9 protein-coding genes are annotated in these 15,334 nt (G+C 71.7%); 6 read left to right on the plus strand and 3 right to left on the minus strand.

Features of this window, described 5'->3' with window-relative positions; all coding sequences use genetic code 11:
* Positions 1–69 precede the first annotated feature (69 nt).
* The gene (locus Sru01_RS33395) at positions 70–1,245 is read right to left on the minus strand and encodes an inositol-3-phosphate synthase (protein ID WP_203994357.1); all 1,176 of its coding nucleotides are present in this window, start codon (positions 1,243–1,245) and stop codon (positions 70–72) included.
* A gap of 655 nt (positions 1,246–1,900) precedes the next feature.
* Between Sru01_RS33395 and Sru01_RS33400 the strand changes: the two genes are divergently transcribed.
* Complete coding sequence (locus tag Sru01_RS33400) at positions 1,901–4,756, plus strand: PQQ-dependent sugar dehydrogenase (RefSeq protein ID WP_203994358.1); 2,856 nt, start codon at positions 1,901–1,903, stop codon at positions 4,754–4,756.
* Positions 4,757–4,855: 99 nt separating this feature from the next.
* Positions 4,856–6,655 (plus strand): ThuA domain-containing protein, encoded by a 1,800-nt coding sequence (locus tag Sru01_RS33405; RefSeq protein ID WP_203994359.1) that lies wholly within the window; start codon positions 4,856–4,858, stop codon positions 6,653–6,655.
* Positions 6,656–6,824: 169 nt separating this feature from the next.
* Here Sru01_RS33405 and Sru01_RS33410 read toward each other — a convergent pair whose 3' ends face one another.
* Positions 6,825–7,847: a LacI family DNA-binding transcriptional regulator gene (locus Sru01_RS33410; protein WP_203994360.1), complete on the minus strand. Its 1,023-nt coding sequence runs from the start codon at positions 7,845–7,847 to the stop codon at positions 6,825–6,827.
* 194 nt (positions 7,848–8,041) lie between these two features.
* Between Sru01_RS33410 and Sru01_RS33415 the strand changes: the two genes are divergently transcribed.
* The 4 genes from Sru01_RS33415 to Sru01_RS33430 are packed head-to-tail and all read left to right on the plus strand — an operon-like array spanning position 8,042 to position 12,868.
* Positions 8,042–9,313, plus strand: a complete 1,272-nt coding sequence (locus tag Sru01_RS33415; protein ID WP_203994361.1) for a sugar ABC transporter substrate-binding protein — start codon at positions 8,042–8,044, stop codon at positions 9,311–9,313.
* Between the two features lie 19 nt (positions 9,314–9,332).
* Positions 9,333–10,301, plus strand: a complete 969-nt coding sequence (locus Sru01_RS33420; protein ID WP_203994363.1) for a carbohydrate ABC transporter permease — start codon at positions 9,333–9,335, stop codon at positions 10,299–10,301.
* Positions 10,298–11,116, plus strand: a complete 819-nt coding sequence (locus Sru01_RS33425) for a carbohydrate ABC transporter permease (RefSeq protein WP_203994366.1) — start codon at positions 10,298–10,300, stop codon at positions 11,114–11,116. Before Sru01_RS33420 ends, Sru01_RS33425 begins: the two co-directional genes overlap by 4 nt.
* 33 nt (positions 11,117–11,149) lie before the next feature.
* A complete protein-coding gene (locus tag Sru01_RS33430; RefSeq protein ID WP_203994369.1) occupies positions 11,150–12,868 on the plus strand; it encodes an amylo-alpha-1,6-glucosidase in 1,719 nt (572 codons plus the stop codon).
* A 205-nt stretch (positions 12,869–13,073) separates the two neighbouring features.
* On the opposite strand, the gene Sru01_RS33435 is transcribed toward Sru01_RS33430, so the two are convergent.
* A complete protein-coding gene (locus tag Sru01_RS33435; protein ID WP_203994371.1) occupies positions 13,074–14,882 on the minus strand; it encodes an RICIN domain-containing protein in 1,809 nt (602 codons plus the stop codon).
* Between the last annotated feature and the right edge of the window lie 452 nt (positions 14,883–15,334).

The following is a 15,334-nucleotide window of genomic DNA, read 5'->3' on the forward strand; positions in this document are numbered from 1 at the left end:
TCCCGGCCGTTCCGGCCCGCACGGCGATCCCGTCGCTCGCGGTGCTTCCGCCGCCGGTGCTCAGGGTGCTCACCTGGTGTCCCCGTCCCCGTCCCCGTCCCCGACGCCGTCCTCCGGCAGGCCGGCGGCGAAGTCGCACAGCAGCCGCCACTGGTCGGCCAGGCCGTGCGGGGCCGGTCCGAGCGGGTCCTTGAAGAAGAAGGCCAGCTCGTGCAGCGCGCCCGACCGGCCGGCCCGGTGCGCCGCGGCGGCCAGCCGCGCGAGGTCCAGCACCAGCGGCGCGGCCAGCGCCGAGTCGCAACCGTGCCAGGTGAAGTCCATGCGCATGCGCCGGCCGAGGAACCCCTCGAAGGTGACCAGGTCCCACGCCGTCTTGAAGTCGCCCGCGTCCTCCAGGTAGTCGATCCGGGTGTCGCCCTGCGGGACGTAGCCGAGCGTCTCGCGCAGCACCTTCTGCTTGCTGGCCGTCTTGGCGGCGTTCGGGCCCGGCTCGGCCAGGTTGGCGCCGTCGCCGCCGCCGAGCAGGTTGGTGCCCGACCAGGTGCGCACCCGCAGGTGCCGCATGGCGAACATCGGCGCGAGCACCGACTTGACCAGCGTCTCGCCGGTCTTGCCGTCGTGCCCCGCGTACGGGACCGCCTGCCGGGCGGCCAGCCGGTCGAGCGCCGGCAGCCGAGCGCCGGTGGAGGGGGTGAAGTCGACGAACGGGCAGCCCGCCTGGAACGCGGCGTAAGCGGCCAGCGAGCTGGGGGGCAGCACCTGGCCGCCGCCGGCCAGCCCGGCCTCCAGGGCCGCGAGGTCGGCGTGCGCCGGATGCGGCGCGGCGGCCGGTTCGGTCGTCGCCACGTTGACCACGACGACGTTCGCCAGGCCGTGCCGCTCCCGGAAGCCGGCGAGATCGGCCGCCATCATCGCGGCGGTCCCGGCCTGGTCGCCCGCGACGGGCAGCGGGTGCACCTCCTGCTCGGCGGCGACCAGTTCCTCCTCCAGCGCCCGTACCAGGGCGGCCGGCAGCACGCCGGCGTCGGCCAGCGCGCCGGCCTTCTTGGCCAGCGACACCGAGGCCACGTCGTAGCCGCCGAACACCAGGTCGGACAGGGCGGGCAGGCCTGCCCCGGCGAGCTCCGGCAGTTCGGTGACGCAACCGGTGGGGCCGGCCAGGCCGTTGCGCAGCGCCAGCGCTCCGGTGAGGGCGGTGACCGCCACCGAGCCGCGGGCGCCGATCAGCCATACTCCGGTGGACATGTGGACTCCCAATGATCGATCGGGTGGGACGGCGGCGGCCGGCGAGGGGGGTGGGTGGCCCGTCCGCCCGCTGCCGGCGAGTAGCACCGCCGCGTCGGGCCGGGATCGGCGGCTCGGCACCGTCGCGGGCTCGCCGGACGGGCGGACGGGAGTCCTCGGGGTGAAAGTTTCACCGGTATTTCGCGTTAAGAGCATCGTTTTCCTGGTCCCCGGCACGTAATTCGAACCGATCACGGGGCGTCGACTGAGGGGACGATAGGCAGAGTGACCAGATGGGGTCAAGGCCGGAAGTCATCCGTATGATGTCGGCTGTCTTCGGTTACCAGGCCAGATGACGATCCACCGGCAGGGGTGCGGATCTCAGTGATCAGAGCGTCACTCCTCGCCCGCGCCGGCTGGCTAACGTTCGATTTTTGTGAGCGGAAACATCCCATGTGTGGCGGCCGCCGGTCGGCCGGTTTCCGGAGGTGACAGCGCGATCGGGGCTGTGTTACAAATCTGAAACTCCTTCGCAGCCGCACAGATCCCACGTGCCGCCGGGAAGGAGGCAGAGGTGGCACCCCTCTGACCGGTCCCGTACAGCGGCAAGCGGCAACAGCGCGGCGGCGCGCGCCTTGGCTGACTGAGTTCGTCAAGTCAGGGAGGAACCATCCCCATGTTCCGACGTCCGTGGCACAGGATGCTGGCCACGATGGCGCTCATCACTCCGGGCGCCATCGTGCTCGCGGCCCCCGCGGCCGACGCGCTGGTCATCCCGGCCTCCGACTACCAGCAGATCGCCCTGGCGACCGGCGGCGGGGAACTAGGCGAGGCGATGTCCCTCGCCGTGCTGCCGAACCGCTCCGTCCTGCACACCGCCCGCGACGGCACGCTGCGGGTGACCGACGCCAACGGCAACACCAAGGTGTCGGGCAAGCTCAACGTCTACACGCACGACGAAGAGGGCCTGCAGGGCGTGGCGGTCGATCCGGGCTTCGCCACCAACCGGTACGTCTGGCTGTATTACTCGCCCCGGCTGAGCACGCCCAACGGGGACGCCCCCACCACGGGCAGCCAGTCGCAGTTCGACCAGTGGAAGGGACACCTCAACCTGTCCCGGTTCACCCTCAAGTCGGATGAGACCCTGGACCTGGCCAGCGAGAAGGTCGTGCTGGAGGTGAACAACGACCGGGGCCAGTGCTGCCACGTGGGCGGCGACATCGACTTCGACGCGCAGGGCAACCTGTACCTGACCACCGGTGACGACACCAACCCGTTCGACTCCGGCGGCTACGCCCCGCTGGACGAGCGCACCGACCGCAACCCCCAGTTCGACGCGCAGCGCTCGGCCGCCAACAGCAACGACCTGCGCGGCAAGGTCCTGCGGATCAAGCCGCAGGCCGACGGCACGTACACGATCCCGAGCGGCAACCTCTTCCCGCCCGGCACCGCCAGGACGCGGCCGGAGATCTACGCGATGGGGATGCGCAACCCGTTCCGCATGTCGGTCGACAAGGCGACCGGTGTCGTCTACGTGGGCGACTACGGACCGGACGCCGGGTCGACCAACTCCAGCCGCGGCCCGCAGGGCCAGGTGGAGTTCAACCGGATCACCGCGCCGGGCAACTTCGGCTGGCCGTACTGCACCGGTACCAACACCGCCAACGAGACCTACGGCGAGTGGGCTTTCCCCAACGGGCCCTCGGCGGGCAAGTACAACTGCACGGGCGGGCCGACCAACAACTCCTTCCGCAACACCGGCGTGACCACCCTGCCGGCCGCCCAGCCGGCCTGGATCCGGTACGGCGGCGACTCCGGCTCCCCGTCGGAGTTCGGCGGCGGCTCGGAGTCGCCGATGGCCGGTCCGGTCTACCGCTTCGACCCGAACCTCTCCTCCAACGTCAAGTTCCCCCAGGCGCTGGACGGCCGGTTCTTCGCCGGCGAGTACGGCCGCAAGTGGATCAAGGCGATCGAGGTGAAGAGCGACGGCTCGCGCGGTGAGATCTCGGCGTTCCCCTGGTCGGGCACCCAGGTGATGGACCAGGCGTTCGGGCCGGACGGCGCGCTGTACGTGCTCGACTACGGCACCGGGAGCAACAACCAGGCGCTGTACCGGATCGAGTACATCGGCAAGGCCAACCGCAACCCGATCGCCAAGGCCGCCGCCGACAAGACCTCCGGGGCCGCCCCGCTGACGGTGAACTTCTCCTCGGCCGGCAGCTCCGACCCCGAGGGCGGCGCGCTGAGCTACTCGTGGAACTTCGGCGACGGCGGCACCTCCACCGCCGCCAACCCGTCGCACACCTACACCGGCAACGGCTCCTACACCGTGACGCTCACCGTGCGCGACCCGCAGGGTCTCACCGGGACCGCGAACGTTACCGTGTCGGTGGGCAACACCGCGCCCTCGGTCACCCTGAACCCGCCGGCGGACGGCCAGCTGTTCTCCTTCGGGGACACGGTGCCCTTCCAGGTCAGCGTCAGCGACCCGGAGGACGGCACGATCGACTGCTCCAAGGTCACGATGACCTACTTCCTCGGGCACGACGACCACCGCCACCAGATCACCTCCCGGGAGGGCTGCAGCGGCTCGCTGACGCTGCCGACCGACGGCGAGCACGACTCGGCGGCGAACATCTACGGGGTCTTCCAGGCGTCCTACACCGACAAGGGCGGGCTGACCTCGACCAGCACCCGGACGCTGCAGCCGCGGCACCGGCAGGCCGAGCACTTCGGCGCCATGCAGGGCGTCCAGATCGCCGACCACCCGCCGGCCGAGGGCGGCAAGAGCGTCGGCTACATCGACGACAGTGACTGGATCTCCTTCCAGCCGTACGTGCTGAACGGCGCCTCGCGGTTCACCGCGCGAGTGGCGTCCAACGGTGCCGGCGGCAAGATCGAGGTGCGGGCCGGTTCGGCCACGGGCACGCTGCTCGGCACCGCGACCGTGCCGGTCACCGGTGGCTGGGAGACCTACACCGACGTGACGGCGAGCCTGAGCGGCGCACCGGCGGGCACCACGACGCTCTACCTGGTGTTCCACGGCACGAGCGGGGGAAGCTACCTGTTCGACCTGGACGCCTTCACCTTCGACGGCGGCACCTCGCCGTCGCCCTCGCCGTCGCCGTCGCCGTCGCCGACCCCGTCGACGGGATCGGGGACCATCAAGGCCACCCAGTCGGGCCGGTGCCTCGACGTCAACGGCGCGTCGCAGTCCAACGGCGCCCAGGCGCAGGTCTGGGACTGCAACGGGCAGACCAATCAGGTGTGGGCCTCGACCGCGGCGAGCGAGCTGCGGGTGTACGGCAACAAGTGCCTGGACGTCAACGGCGGCGGCACCGCGGACGGCAGCACGGTGATCATCTGGGACTGCAACGGGCAGAACAACCAGAAGTGGCGCTTCAACTCCGACGGCACGATCACCGCGGTCGGTGCGAACAAGTGCCTGGAGGTCCCCGGGACCGCCAACGGCACCAAGGCACGGATCTGGACCTGCAACGGCTCCGCCGGCCAGAAGTGGGCTCGCGGCTGACACCGGTCTCCCCGCCCCGGCGGGGACCGGGCAGCCCGACGACCGAATGAGTGGTGCCCGGCGCGACCGCGCCGGGCACCACGACGAAAGGACCTCCTCATGCTGCGACGTCTGATCTCCGCCGCGTTCGCGCGGTCCGGCGGCGGCGGGACGAGCCCGCTGCGCCGCCTGTCGCTCACGGCGGCGGCGCTGGCCGCCGCCGCCGCGGTGATCCCCGCCGTGCCGGCCCAGGCCGCCTCCTACAAGGTGCTGGTCTTCTCCAAGACGGCCGGTTTCCGGCACGACTCCATCCCCGCGGGCATCCAGGCCATCCGCGACCTGGGCGCCGCCAACGACTTCGACGTGGTCGCCACCGAGGACGCGAACGCGTTCACCGGCGGCAACCTCGCCCAGTACAAGGCCGTCGTCTTCCTCAGCACCACCGGCGACGTGCTCAACACCACCCAGCAGTCCGCCTTCGAGTCCTACATCAACGGCGGCGGCGGCTACGTGGGCGTGCACTCGGCGGCCGACACCGAGTACGACTGGCCCTACTACGGGGCGCTGGTGGGCGCCTGGTTCAAGAGCCACCCGGCGATCCAGCAGGCCACCGTGCGCCAGGAGGACCGGGCGCACGCCGCCACCTCGCACCTCGGCCAGACCTGGACCCGCACCGACGAGTGGTACAACTACCGCGCCAACCCGCGCTCTGCCGTGCACGTGCTGCAGAACTTGAACGAGGGCAGCTACAGCGGCGGTGACATGGGCGACCACCCCATCACCTGGTGCCGCCCGCAGGGGTCCGGCCGGTCGTTCTACACCGGGCTCGGGCACACCCAGGAGTCGTTCGCCGACTCGAACTTCCGCACCCTGCTCGTCGGCGGCATCCGCTACGCCGCGGGCGCGATCCAGGCGGACTGCCGGCCGGAGACCGGGTACACCGCCCTGTACAACGGCTCCACCACCGGCTGGACGCAGGCCGGCCCGGGGTCGTTCAGCAACAGTGACGCCACGCTGACCTCCCAGGGCGGCATGGGCATGCTGTGGTACAACGCCAAGGAGTTCGGCTCCTACTCGCTCAAGCTCGACTGGCGGCTGACCGGCGACGCCAACTCCGGGGTGATCGTCGGCTTCCCGCCCACCAGTGACCCGCAGACGGCGCTGGACACCGGGTACGAGGTCCAGATCGACGCCACCGACACTCCCGACAAGACCACCGGCTCCATCTACGGCGTCCAGTCCGCCGACATCGCGGCCCGGGACGCGGCGCTGAACCCGCCCGGCCGGTGGAACACCTACGAGCTGCTGGTCGAGGGGGAGCGGCTGCAGGTCTTCCTGAACGGTAGGAAGATCAACGACTTCACCAACACGAACCCGGCGCGCTCCCTGCAGCAGGGCTACATCGGCATCCAGAACCACGGCAACGGTGACGTGGTGGCCTACCGCAACATCCGGATCAAGGAGCTGGGTTCCACGCCGAACCCGACCCCCACCCCCACGCCGACGCCCACCCCGACCCCCTCGCCCTCTCCGTCGCCGTCGTCGGGCGTCATCAAGGCGAACCAGTCGGGCCGGTGCCTGGACGTGAGCGGCGCCTCCCAGTCCAACGGCGCGCAGGCGCAGATCTGGGACTGCAACGGCCAGGCCAACCAGCGCTGGACCTCGACCGCCGCGAGCGAGCTGCGGGTGTACAACAACAAGTGCCTGGACGTCAGCGGCGGCTCGACCGCAGACGGCGGCAATGTGATCATCTGGGACTGCAACGGGCAGAACAACCAGAAGTGGCGCTTCAACTCCGACGGCACGATCACCGCGGTCGGCGCGAACAAGTGCCTGGAGGTCCCCGGGACCGGCAACGGCACCCGGGCGCGGATCTGGACCTGCAACGGATCCGCCGGCCAGAAGTGGAACCGCGGCTGACGGACCGCGCTCGAGGTACCACTGAGACACCGCGGCTGAGACACCGCGGCTGAGACACCGCGACCGGCACCGGGCGGGCCCACCGGCCCGTCCGGTGCCGGCGCGCGCCGGGCGGTGCCGGGGACGGCGGCCCGGCACCGCCCGGCGCGGCGGCGTCAGGCCCGGGCGCTCACGACGACTCGCGCACCCGGGCGGGACCGGTCGTGCCGCGCAGCGAGATGGGCGGGGCGACCAGCAGGTGCCGGTGCGGGATGCCGGGATCGGCGATGCGCTGCAGCAGCAGCTCCATCGCGCGGGCGCCGAGCTCGTCGGCGGGCACGTCGGCGGCGGTGAGCGGCGGGTGCAGGTTCTCCGCCCAGTGCCGGGCCGAGACGCCGGCGATGGAGAAGTCGGCGGGCACCTTCCGGCCCGCCTCGGCCAGCGCCCGGTACATGCCCGGGATCGCGGCCTCGTTGATGGTGGCGATCGCGGTGAGCCCGGGGTGCGCGGCCAGCAGCCGCTCGACGCAGGTCAGCCCGGCCGCGGCGTCGTCGGCGCAGCAGGCCCGCACGCCGGTCAGGCCGCGTTCGGCCGCCGCGCGGGTGAAGCCGGCCTGCGCCCGGTGGCTCGGGCCGTACCCGGCGGCCGCCAGCTCGGCGGACCGGTCGACCAGGGCGACCTGCCGGTGGCCCAGGTCGGCGAGGTGGTGCACGCACCGGGCGATCAGCGTCTCGTAGTCGATGTCCACCCAGGACATCGACTCCGGCCGGGCGGTGCGGCCGATCCCGACGAACGGCAGCCCGATCTGGCCCAGCCGGGCCACCCGGTCGTCGTCCAGCCGGATCTCCATCAGGATCACCCCGTCCACCCGCCGGCCGCTGACCACCCGCTCGAAGGAGCGGTCGTGCTCGCCGCCGGACGGCGACAGCAGCACGTCCAGGTCCGCGCGCGCCGCCGCGTCGACGATGCTCGCCACGAAGCCGAGCTGCACGTCGGTCAGGCGCTGGCTGGCCGGCGGGATGACCAGGGCGATGGTGCGGGTGCGGCCCTCCTTCAGCGCCCGGGCCGCGGCGTTGGGCTGGTAGCCGAGCTCGTCGATGACCGCCTGGATGCGCCGCCGGGTGCCCTCCGAGACCGGGCGCTTGCCGCTCAGCGCGTAGGAGACGGTGCTCCGCGACACGCCCGACCGCCTGGCGATCTCCCCGATGTTCACCGGCGCTCCTCATGTGATCCGACCGATACGCACCATCGTAGGTCGAACGGATCGGTCGAACGGCGGGGTGGTCCGGGTTCGGCCGTTGTTTCCGCCGCACCCATTGACGTCGGCCACGTGCGGACCTATGTTCATTCGAACCGATTCGACTTCGGCGGAAACAGCCTCGTAACGCGTCAGCGGAGGTCATGGACATGGGATCAGCGGCAGCGAGCCGGCGAGCGGCCGGTCTGGGTCTGGCGATAATCGCGGCGGGCGGCCTGGTCGCCTGCTCGTCTTCGTCCGGCGGCGACGGCGCCCCGGCGACGGCGGGTCAGGCCTCGGCCGGCGGCACCTACACGATCTGGGACCCCTACCCACAGCACGACAAGAGCTCCGACTGGGTGAAGCTGCTGGAGTCCTGCGGCACCCAGGCCGGGGTCACCGTCGAGCGCACCGCGTTCGACACCACCGACCTGACCAACAAGTCGCTGCTCGCCGCCCAGCAGGGCAACGCGCCCGACGTGCTCATCATCGACAACCCGGTGATCTCCACGCTGGCCGAGGCCGGGGTGCTGACGACGACGGAGGAGAGCAGGCTCGACACCTCCGCCATCGCCCCCAACCTGCTGGCCGCCGGGCAGATCGGCGGCAAGACCTACGGCGTGCCGATCGGCGCCAACACCCTGGCGCTATACTACAACAAGGACCTCCTGAAGAAGGCCGGGGTGGACATCACCTCGGTCAAGGACTGGGCCTCGCTCACCGCGGCCCTGGCCAAGGTGAAGGCGGCCGGCAAGAAGGGCATCACCTTCTCCGCCATCGGCACCGAGGAGGGCAGCTTCCAGTTCCTGCCCTGGTACTGGGGATCGGGCGCGAACCTCACCAAGCTCGACTCCCCCGAGGGCGTCTCGGCGGTGGCACTGTGGGCGGACTGGCTGAAGAAGGGGTACGCCCCCAACTCGGTCATCAACAACACCCAGACCACCAGCTGGCAGGAGTTCGCCGGCGGCGACTTCGCCTTCGCCGAGAACGGCACCTGGCAGCTCGCCGCCGCCGCGAAGCTGAAGTTCGGGCACGGCACCATCCCGGTGCCCGCCAAGGCCGGCGGCACCGCCCCGGCACCGACCGGCGGCGAGTTCGTCGCCATGCCCGTGCAGAAGGACACCGCGCGGTACGCCACCTCGCAGAAGCTGGTCACCTGCCTGACCAGCACCGCCAACTCGCTGGCCACCACGACCGCGCTGTCGTACGTCGCCCCCACCGAGGAGGTCCGCACCGAGCAGGTCGCCAAGAACCCCGACCTGAAGGTGTGGGTGGAGGCCGTCGGCGCCGCCAAGGGCCGGACCAGCGACGACCTCGGCACCAAGTACCCGAAGATCTCCGAGCCGATGTGGGGCGCGGTGCAGGCGGCGCTGAGCGGGTCCAAGAGCCCGCAGCAGGCGATGGCCGAGGCGCAGGCCGCGGCGGCCGGCGCCACCCAGTAGGCGCCGGCGGCACGCGCAGATGAATCGAGCCACCCGGGCGCCCGCCCGGCCCGCGGCCCGGCCCGGCGCGGGCTCCGGGCCGGGCCGGGCCGCGCCCGCCGCGCGGCCCCGGTCCGGGCAGTGGGCCGCCTGGGCGTTCCTGGCGCCGGTCGTGGTGTACCTGCTGGTGTTCTACGCCTACCCGCTGTACCGCAACGTCGAGCTGAGCCTGCGCGACTACACGGTCCGCTCGTTCGTCCAGGGCGACGCCCCGTTCACCGGGCTCGCCAACTACGCCAAGATCGCCGGCGACCCGGCGTTCGGGCCGGCCCTGTGGCACACGGTGGTGTTCACCGTGGTGTCGCTGGCCTGCCAGTTCGTCATCGGGCTCGCCCTGGCGGTGTTCTTCGCCAAGAACTTCCGGCTGTCGGCCACGCTGCGCGCGCTGTTCCTGGTGCCCTGGCTGCTGCCGCTCATCGTGTCCGCCTCGACCTGGTCGTGGATGCTCAACAGCGACGCGGGCGTGGTCAACGCGGTGCTCGGCGCGTTCGGCGCCGGGCCCGTCCACTGGCTGACCTCGCCGGACTGGTCGCTGTGGTCGGTGACCATCGCCAACATCTGGATCGGCGTCCCGTTCAACCTGGTCGTGCTGTACTCGGGCCTGCGGGCGATCGACCCGGTCATCTACGAGGCGGCCGCGCTGGACGGCGCCACCGGCTGGACCCGGTTCCGGACGATCACCTTCCCGCTGCTGCGGCCGGTGTCGGCCATCACGCTGCTGCTCGGGCTGGTCTACACCCTCAAGGTGTTCGACATCATCTGGATCATGACCAAGGGCGGGCCCAGCGGCTCGTCCACCACCTTCGCCACCTGGTCCTACCGGCTGGGCTTCGGCAACCTGCTGCCGGCCTTCGGCCCGGGGGCGGCGGTCGGCAACCTGCTGATCCTGACCGCCCTGGCCTTCGGGCTGGTCTACATCCGTCTCCAGCGAAGGCAGGCCCGGTCATGACCTCCGCGCGCAGGTGGGCGACGACCGCGGCCGGGCTGGTGCTCACCGGCGTGATGCTGTTCCCGGTCTACTGGATGGTCAACGTGTCCTTCACCAGGGAGGAGGACATGCGCAAGTCGCCGCCGGACTGGTTCCCGGTGGACGGCACCCTGGAGGGCTACCGGGCGGTGCTGGACCAGCAGCTGCCCTACCTCGGCGTCAGCCTGGTCGTCGGGCTCGGCACGGTGGCGCTCACCCTGCTGGTCGCCGCGCCGGCCGCCTACTCGCTGGCCAAGCTGCGCCCGCGCGGCGGCGGCACCCTCGGCTTCCTGCTGCTGATCGCCCAGATGATCCCGGGGATCATCATGGCGATGGGGTTCTACGCCATCTTCCTCGGCGCCGGCGTGCTCAACACCGTCCCCGGGCTCATCGTCGCCGACTCCACGCTGGCGGTGCCCTTCGCCGTGCTGGTGCTGACCACCTTCATGTCCGGCATCCCCGAGGAGCTCCTGCAGGCCGCCCGGGTGGACGGGGCCGGCGCGGTACGGACGTTCCGGTCGGTCGTGCTGCCGGTCAGCCGCAACTCGATCATCACCGTGTCGCTGTTCGCGTTCCTGTGGGCCTGGTCGGACTTCATCTTCGCCTCCACCCTCGACCAGGGCGGCGACCACCAGCCGATCACCCTCGGCATCTACCACTACATCGGCAACAACAACCAGCAATGGAACGCCATCATGGCCACCGCCGTGATCGCCTCCATCCCCGCCACCGCCCTGCTCGTCATCGCGCAGCGCTACGTCGCCGCGGGAGTCACCGCGGGCGCCGTGAAGCACTGACGCCCTCTCCCCGACCGAAGGGACCGCCACTCCATGACCGTCGCCGCAGGCCCGGTGTTCTCGCCCTGGGAGATCCCGTTCAGCTACCACGGTTCGTGGTTCGGCATCTCCCCGGTGATCAAGGAGAACGACTACGCGCGGGACGTTCACCTGGTGTCGCACCAGACCGGCATGCATCCCATCCTGCGGCTGGTCCCCACCACGGCCGGCGGCCGCGCCGAGACGCGGATCACCGCCGCGCCGCACCTGCTCACCTGGGCCGGTGACACCGGGCGGATCGACCTCGCCTACCAGAGCGCCGACACCGTGCGGGTGCGCGGCCAGGGCCTGGGACTGCGGCTGACGGCCGCCGACCCGGTGCTGACCCCCTTCAGCGGGCCCTACCTCTACCGCGACCCGGTGGACGGCTCCTGGGTCTTCACCGTCTACCAGACCGGGCGCCGCTACCGCGTCACACTCCTGCACGGGCGGATCGACGGGTTCGGCGACCAGGCGCTCGGCACGGCCGAGCGCGGGGTGGCGCTGGCCGGCGAGGACGGCCGGTGGGAGATCGCCATCGAGGAGTACGAGACCGCCCGCCCGCCCTACGCCGCCCGCGCCGGCTTCGCAGAGGTGGCCGCGGCGGCCCTCGCCGAGTTCGCGGCGTTCCGCGACGCGGTGGCGCCCTGGCGCAGCGACCGCACCCCCGCCGCCGAGCTGGCCGCCTACGTCCTGTGGTCGGCCACCGTGCGGCCCGCCGGGTTCATCACCCGGCCCGCGGTGCTGATGTCCAAGCACTGGATGGACAAGGTGTGGAGCTGGGACCACTGCTTCAACGCGCTCGCCCTCGCCGACGGCCGGCCGGACCTGGCCTGGGACCAGTTCCGGCTGGTGTTCGACCACCAGGACGCCACCGGCGCGCTGCCCGACTCCATCACGCACTCGGAGATCCTCTACAACTTCGTCAAGCCGCCCGTGCACGGCTGGGCCCTGCGGCGGCTGGGCGGCACCGAGCCGGCGGAGGAGTACCGGCTGCTGGCGCGGTGGACCAGGTTCTGGCTGGACCGGCGGCGCGTCCCGGGGAGCCCGCTGGCCCACTACCAGCACGGCAACGACAGCGGCTGGGACAACGCCACCACCTTCGACCCCGAGCGCGTCGTGGAGACCGCCGACCTGGCCGCCTTCCTGGTGCTGCAGATGCGCCGGCTCGCCGGCCTGGCCGCCCGGCTCGGCATGACCGACGCGGCCGGCGAGTGGACGCGCGAGGCCGATCTCATGCGCGAGGCGCTGCTGGCCGAGCTGTGGGACGGGGACCGCTTCGTCGCGCGCGGCGCGCACTCCAGGCGCACCTGGTCCAGTACCAGCCTGCTCGACGTCATGCCCATCGTCCTGGGTGAGGAGCTGCCCGAACCGGTGCGCGCGGCGCTCGCCGCGCGGATCGCCGGCCACCTGACCGAGTTCGGGCCGGCCACCGAGCTGCCCACCTCCGAGCACTACCGGGACGACGGCTACTGGCGGGGCCCGATCTGGGCGCCGTCGACCGTGCTGATCGAGGACGGCCTGCGCCGGGCGGGACATCCGGGCCTGGCGGACGAGGTCAGCGCCCGGTTCCGCGTCCTGTGCGAGAAGTCGGGATTCGCGGAGAACTTCGACGCGCGAAGCGGCGCCGGGCTGCGCGACCGCGCCTACACCTGGACGGCCAGCGGCTATCTCATCCTGGCCGCCGCCTACGAGCGCCGGCTGAGCGGGCCGCCCGCCGTCGCCACGGGCTGAACCGGCCTCGCGGACCGATGCGGCTAATGCGGCTCGGCGGAACCGAGCCTGTTCGACCGTTCAACCGGCCCCCGCCCGACCGGCCCCCCGCCTGACCGGGTCGGTCGGGCGGACCGGGCCGCCGGCGGCCGGACGTGCGCCGGGCCGGCCGGACGCGGGGTGCGCGTCCGGCCGGCCCGGGCGCTCGCCGGAGGTCAGCGCCCGGTCAGCTCCGGGTCCACTTCTGGTTGCTCGCCCCGGTGCACGACCATAGGTGCACCTTGGTGCCGTTGGCGGTGCCGAGCCCGCTGGCGTCCAGGCACAGGCCGGACGCCACGCCGGTGATCGTGCCGTCGCCGTTCACGTTCCACTGCTGGTTGGCCTGCCCGTTGCAGTCCCAGATGATGGCCCGGGTGCCGTTGGCGGTGCCGGCGGCCTCGGCGTCCAGGCACTTGTTGCCGTAGACCCGCAGCTGCTTGGCCGAGGTGAGCGTCCACTGCTGGTTGCTCTGGCCGTTGCAGTCCCACAGCTGGGTCTGGGTGCCGTTGGTCTGGGTGGCGCCGGGGACGTCCAGGCACCGGCCGGCGTTGACGTTGCGCAGCGGCGTGGTGTCCCCGGCCGGCGGCGTCGGCGTCGCCGTGGGCGTCGGCGTGGGGGAGGGGGTCGAGCCCGGGGGCAGCAGGGTGATGGTGAAGGTGTCGTCGATGGCGGTGTGCGGGAGGTTGACGGTGGTGGCGTTGTTGTTGAGGGTGACGACGGTGTTCTGCACGGTGACCGGTCCGCTGACGGCGCCGCCGTTGTTGTAGGGGATGCGTTCGACCAGGACGCGGACCTGGTTGTTGGTGATGATGCCGGTGGTGGCGTCCAGGCGGCGCAGGTTGACGGCGATGTTGCCGGTGGTGCGGCCGCCGCCTACCAGGATCTTGGCGGTGCCGGCGTCCTTGGTGGCGAAGGCGTCGTAGTTGGCGCTGGGGGTGACGGCGGCGATCTGGCCGGTCTGGGAGCCGTAGAAGCGGTAGGCCCACCATTCGCCCTTGGGCTGGTACTGGCCGGCCGAGTTGTGGGTGAGCAGGTTGCCCAGGTCGTTGTGCAGGTTGTTGCCGCCGGCCCAGTTGGCGCGCAGACCGTCGGCTCCGGCGCGTTCCAGGCGGGCGATGTACCAGGCGCCGTCGGCGGGGTTCTGCTCGTTGGAGGCGCCGTATTCGTTGATCTGGTACGGGCGCGGGTGCGGGATGCCGCGGGAGTTCAGTGTGCTGTCGGCGGTGGCGACGTTGGACACCGGGTCACCGGGCAGCGAGTGCCAGCTGATGATGTCGGGGACGACGTTGTTGGCCTTGACGTAGTCCAGGTACTGGGTCCACCAGCCGCCGGTGGACGGGGTGCAGGCGCAGCTGGGGCCGACGATCAGCTGGTTCGGGAACGCGGCCCGCACCCGCTGGTAGGTGCGCTTCCACAGCTCGAAGTACTGCGACTGGGGGCGGTTCCAGAACAGGGTGATGTTGGGCTCGTTCCACAGGTCCCACTGGACGGGGGCGCCGGTGGCGCGCACGTCGTCGATGAGCCGGGTGAGGAAGTTGTCGTAGTCGGTCCAGTTGCCGTTGTCGCCGGGGAAGCGGGAGATGGAGTAGCCGTCGGCGCCCCACAGGTCGTGCACCAGCAGCACGAACTCCCCGCCCAGCGAGCGGGTGCGCAGCAGCTGCGCGCGGGTGGCGTTCCACCGCCGGTCGTACTTGCCCGACACCCACCCGCCCGGACTGTCCAGCTGCGCGCCACCGGCCCGCATGTACCGGAACTTCACGTCGGTGAAGTAGTTGCTCGGCGGCCCGGCCGCGTTCTCCGTCATCCCGTAGATCCACCCCGACGCCCGGTAGGTCGGCGAACCGCCACCGGCGGAGAAGTCCACCGAGATGGACTCGTCGGCGGCCTGGGCGGGCGTGGCCGATGCCAGCAGGGACGCGGCGGCGAGCGCGCAGGCGGAGAGCAGGGCGGCGAGGCCGCGGCGGCGTCGTCGCCGTTCGGCGGGTGTGGTGTCCACTGATGTCTCCTTGGACGGGAAGGGATGGGGGTGCCGGACGGGCCCGGGGCGCCCGTCCGGGGCATGCGGTGCCGGCTCCCGCGGCGAGGCGCCGGGTGCCGGCCCGCGACGAGATCGGCGGGAACGTGCGCTCAGGAGCGGCTGCGGGTACCGCCGACCGGGCCGGCCAGGATAATCGAATCGATTCGCTTGAGCTTAGGTCGGTGCCCGACGGCATGTCAATGGCGCGGGTCGCCGGGGTGAACGCCGTGTTACGCCGCCCCTGCCGGGGGAGTGGATTGGCCGGGGCGCTGCCGCTCTCGTGCGGGGCGGGGCGCGGGCGAGCGCACTTCAGGCACCTTTTATCGAATCGGTTCGTCATGAGGAAACGCCAAGGCCGGCGGTTCCGGAGCGCGCTCCGGAACCGCCGGCGGCGGTCGTGCGGTCAACCGGCGGGCGGGCCGCCGGTCAGG

Origin of the sequence: Sphaerisporangium rufum (assembly GCF_016863395.1) — a bacterium.
In the GTDB taxonomy this organism is placed as follows: domain Bacteria; phylum Actinomycetota; class Actinomycetes; order Streptosporangiales; family Streptosporangiaceae; genus Sphaerisporangium; species Sphaerisporangium rufum.

Coding starts and splice junctions, on each gene's coding strand:
- Sru01_RS33405 (WP_203994359.1), top strand. CDS start 4,856: ATGCTGCGACGTCTGATCTCCGCCGCGTTCGCGCGGTCCGGCGGCGGC.
- Sru01_RS33420 (WP_203994363.1), top strand. CDS start 9,333: ATGAATCGAGCCACCCGGGCGCCCGCCCGGCCCGCGGCCCGGCCCGGC.
- Sru01_RS33400 (WP_203994358.1), top strand. CDS start 1,901: ATGTTCCGACGTCCGTGGCACAGGATGCTGGCCACGATGGCGCTCATC.
- Sru01_RS33415 (WP_203994361.1), top strand. CDS start 8,042: ATGGGATCAGCGGCAGCGAGCCGGCGAGCGGCCGGTCTGGGTCTGGCG.
- Sru01_RS33430 (WP_203994369.1), top strand. CDS start 11,150: ATGACCGTCGCCGCAGGCCCGGTGTTCTCGCCCTGGGAGATCCCGTTC.
- Sru01_RS33395 (WP_203994357.1), bottom strand. CDS start 1,245: ATGTCCACCGGAGTATGGCTGATCGGCGCCCGCGGCTCGGTGGCGGTC.
- Sru01_RS33425 (WP_203994366.1), top strand. CDS start 10,298: ATGACCTCCGCGCGCAGGTGGGCGACGACCGCGGCCGGGCTGGTGCTC.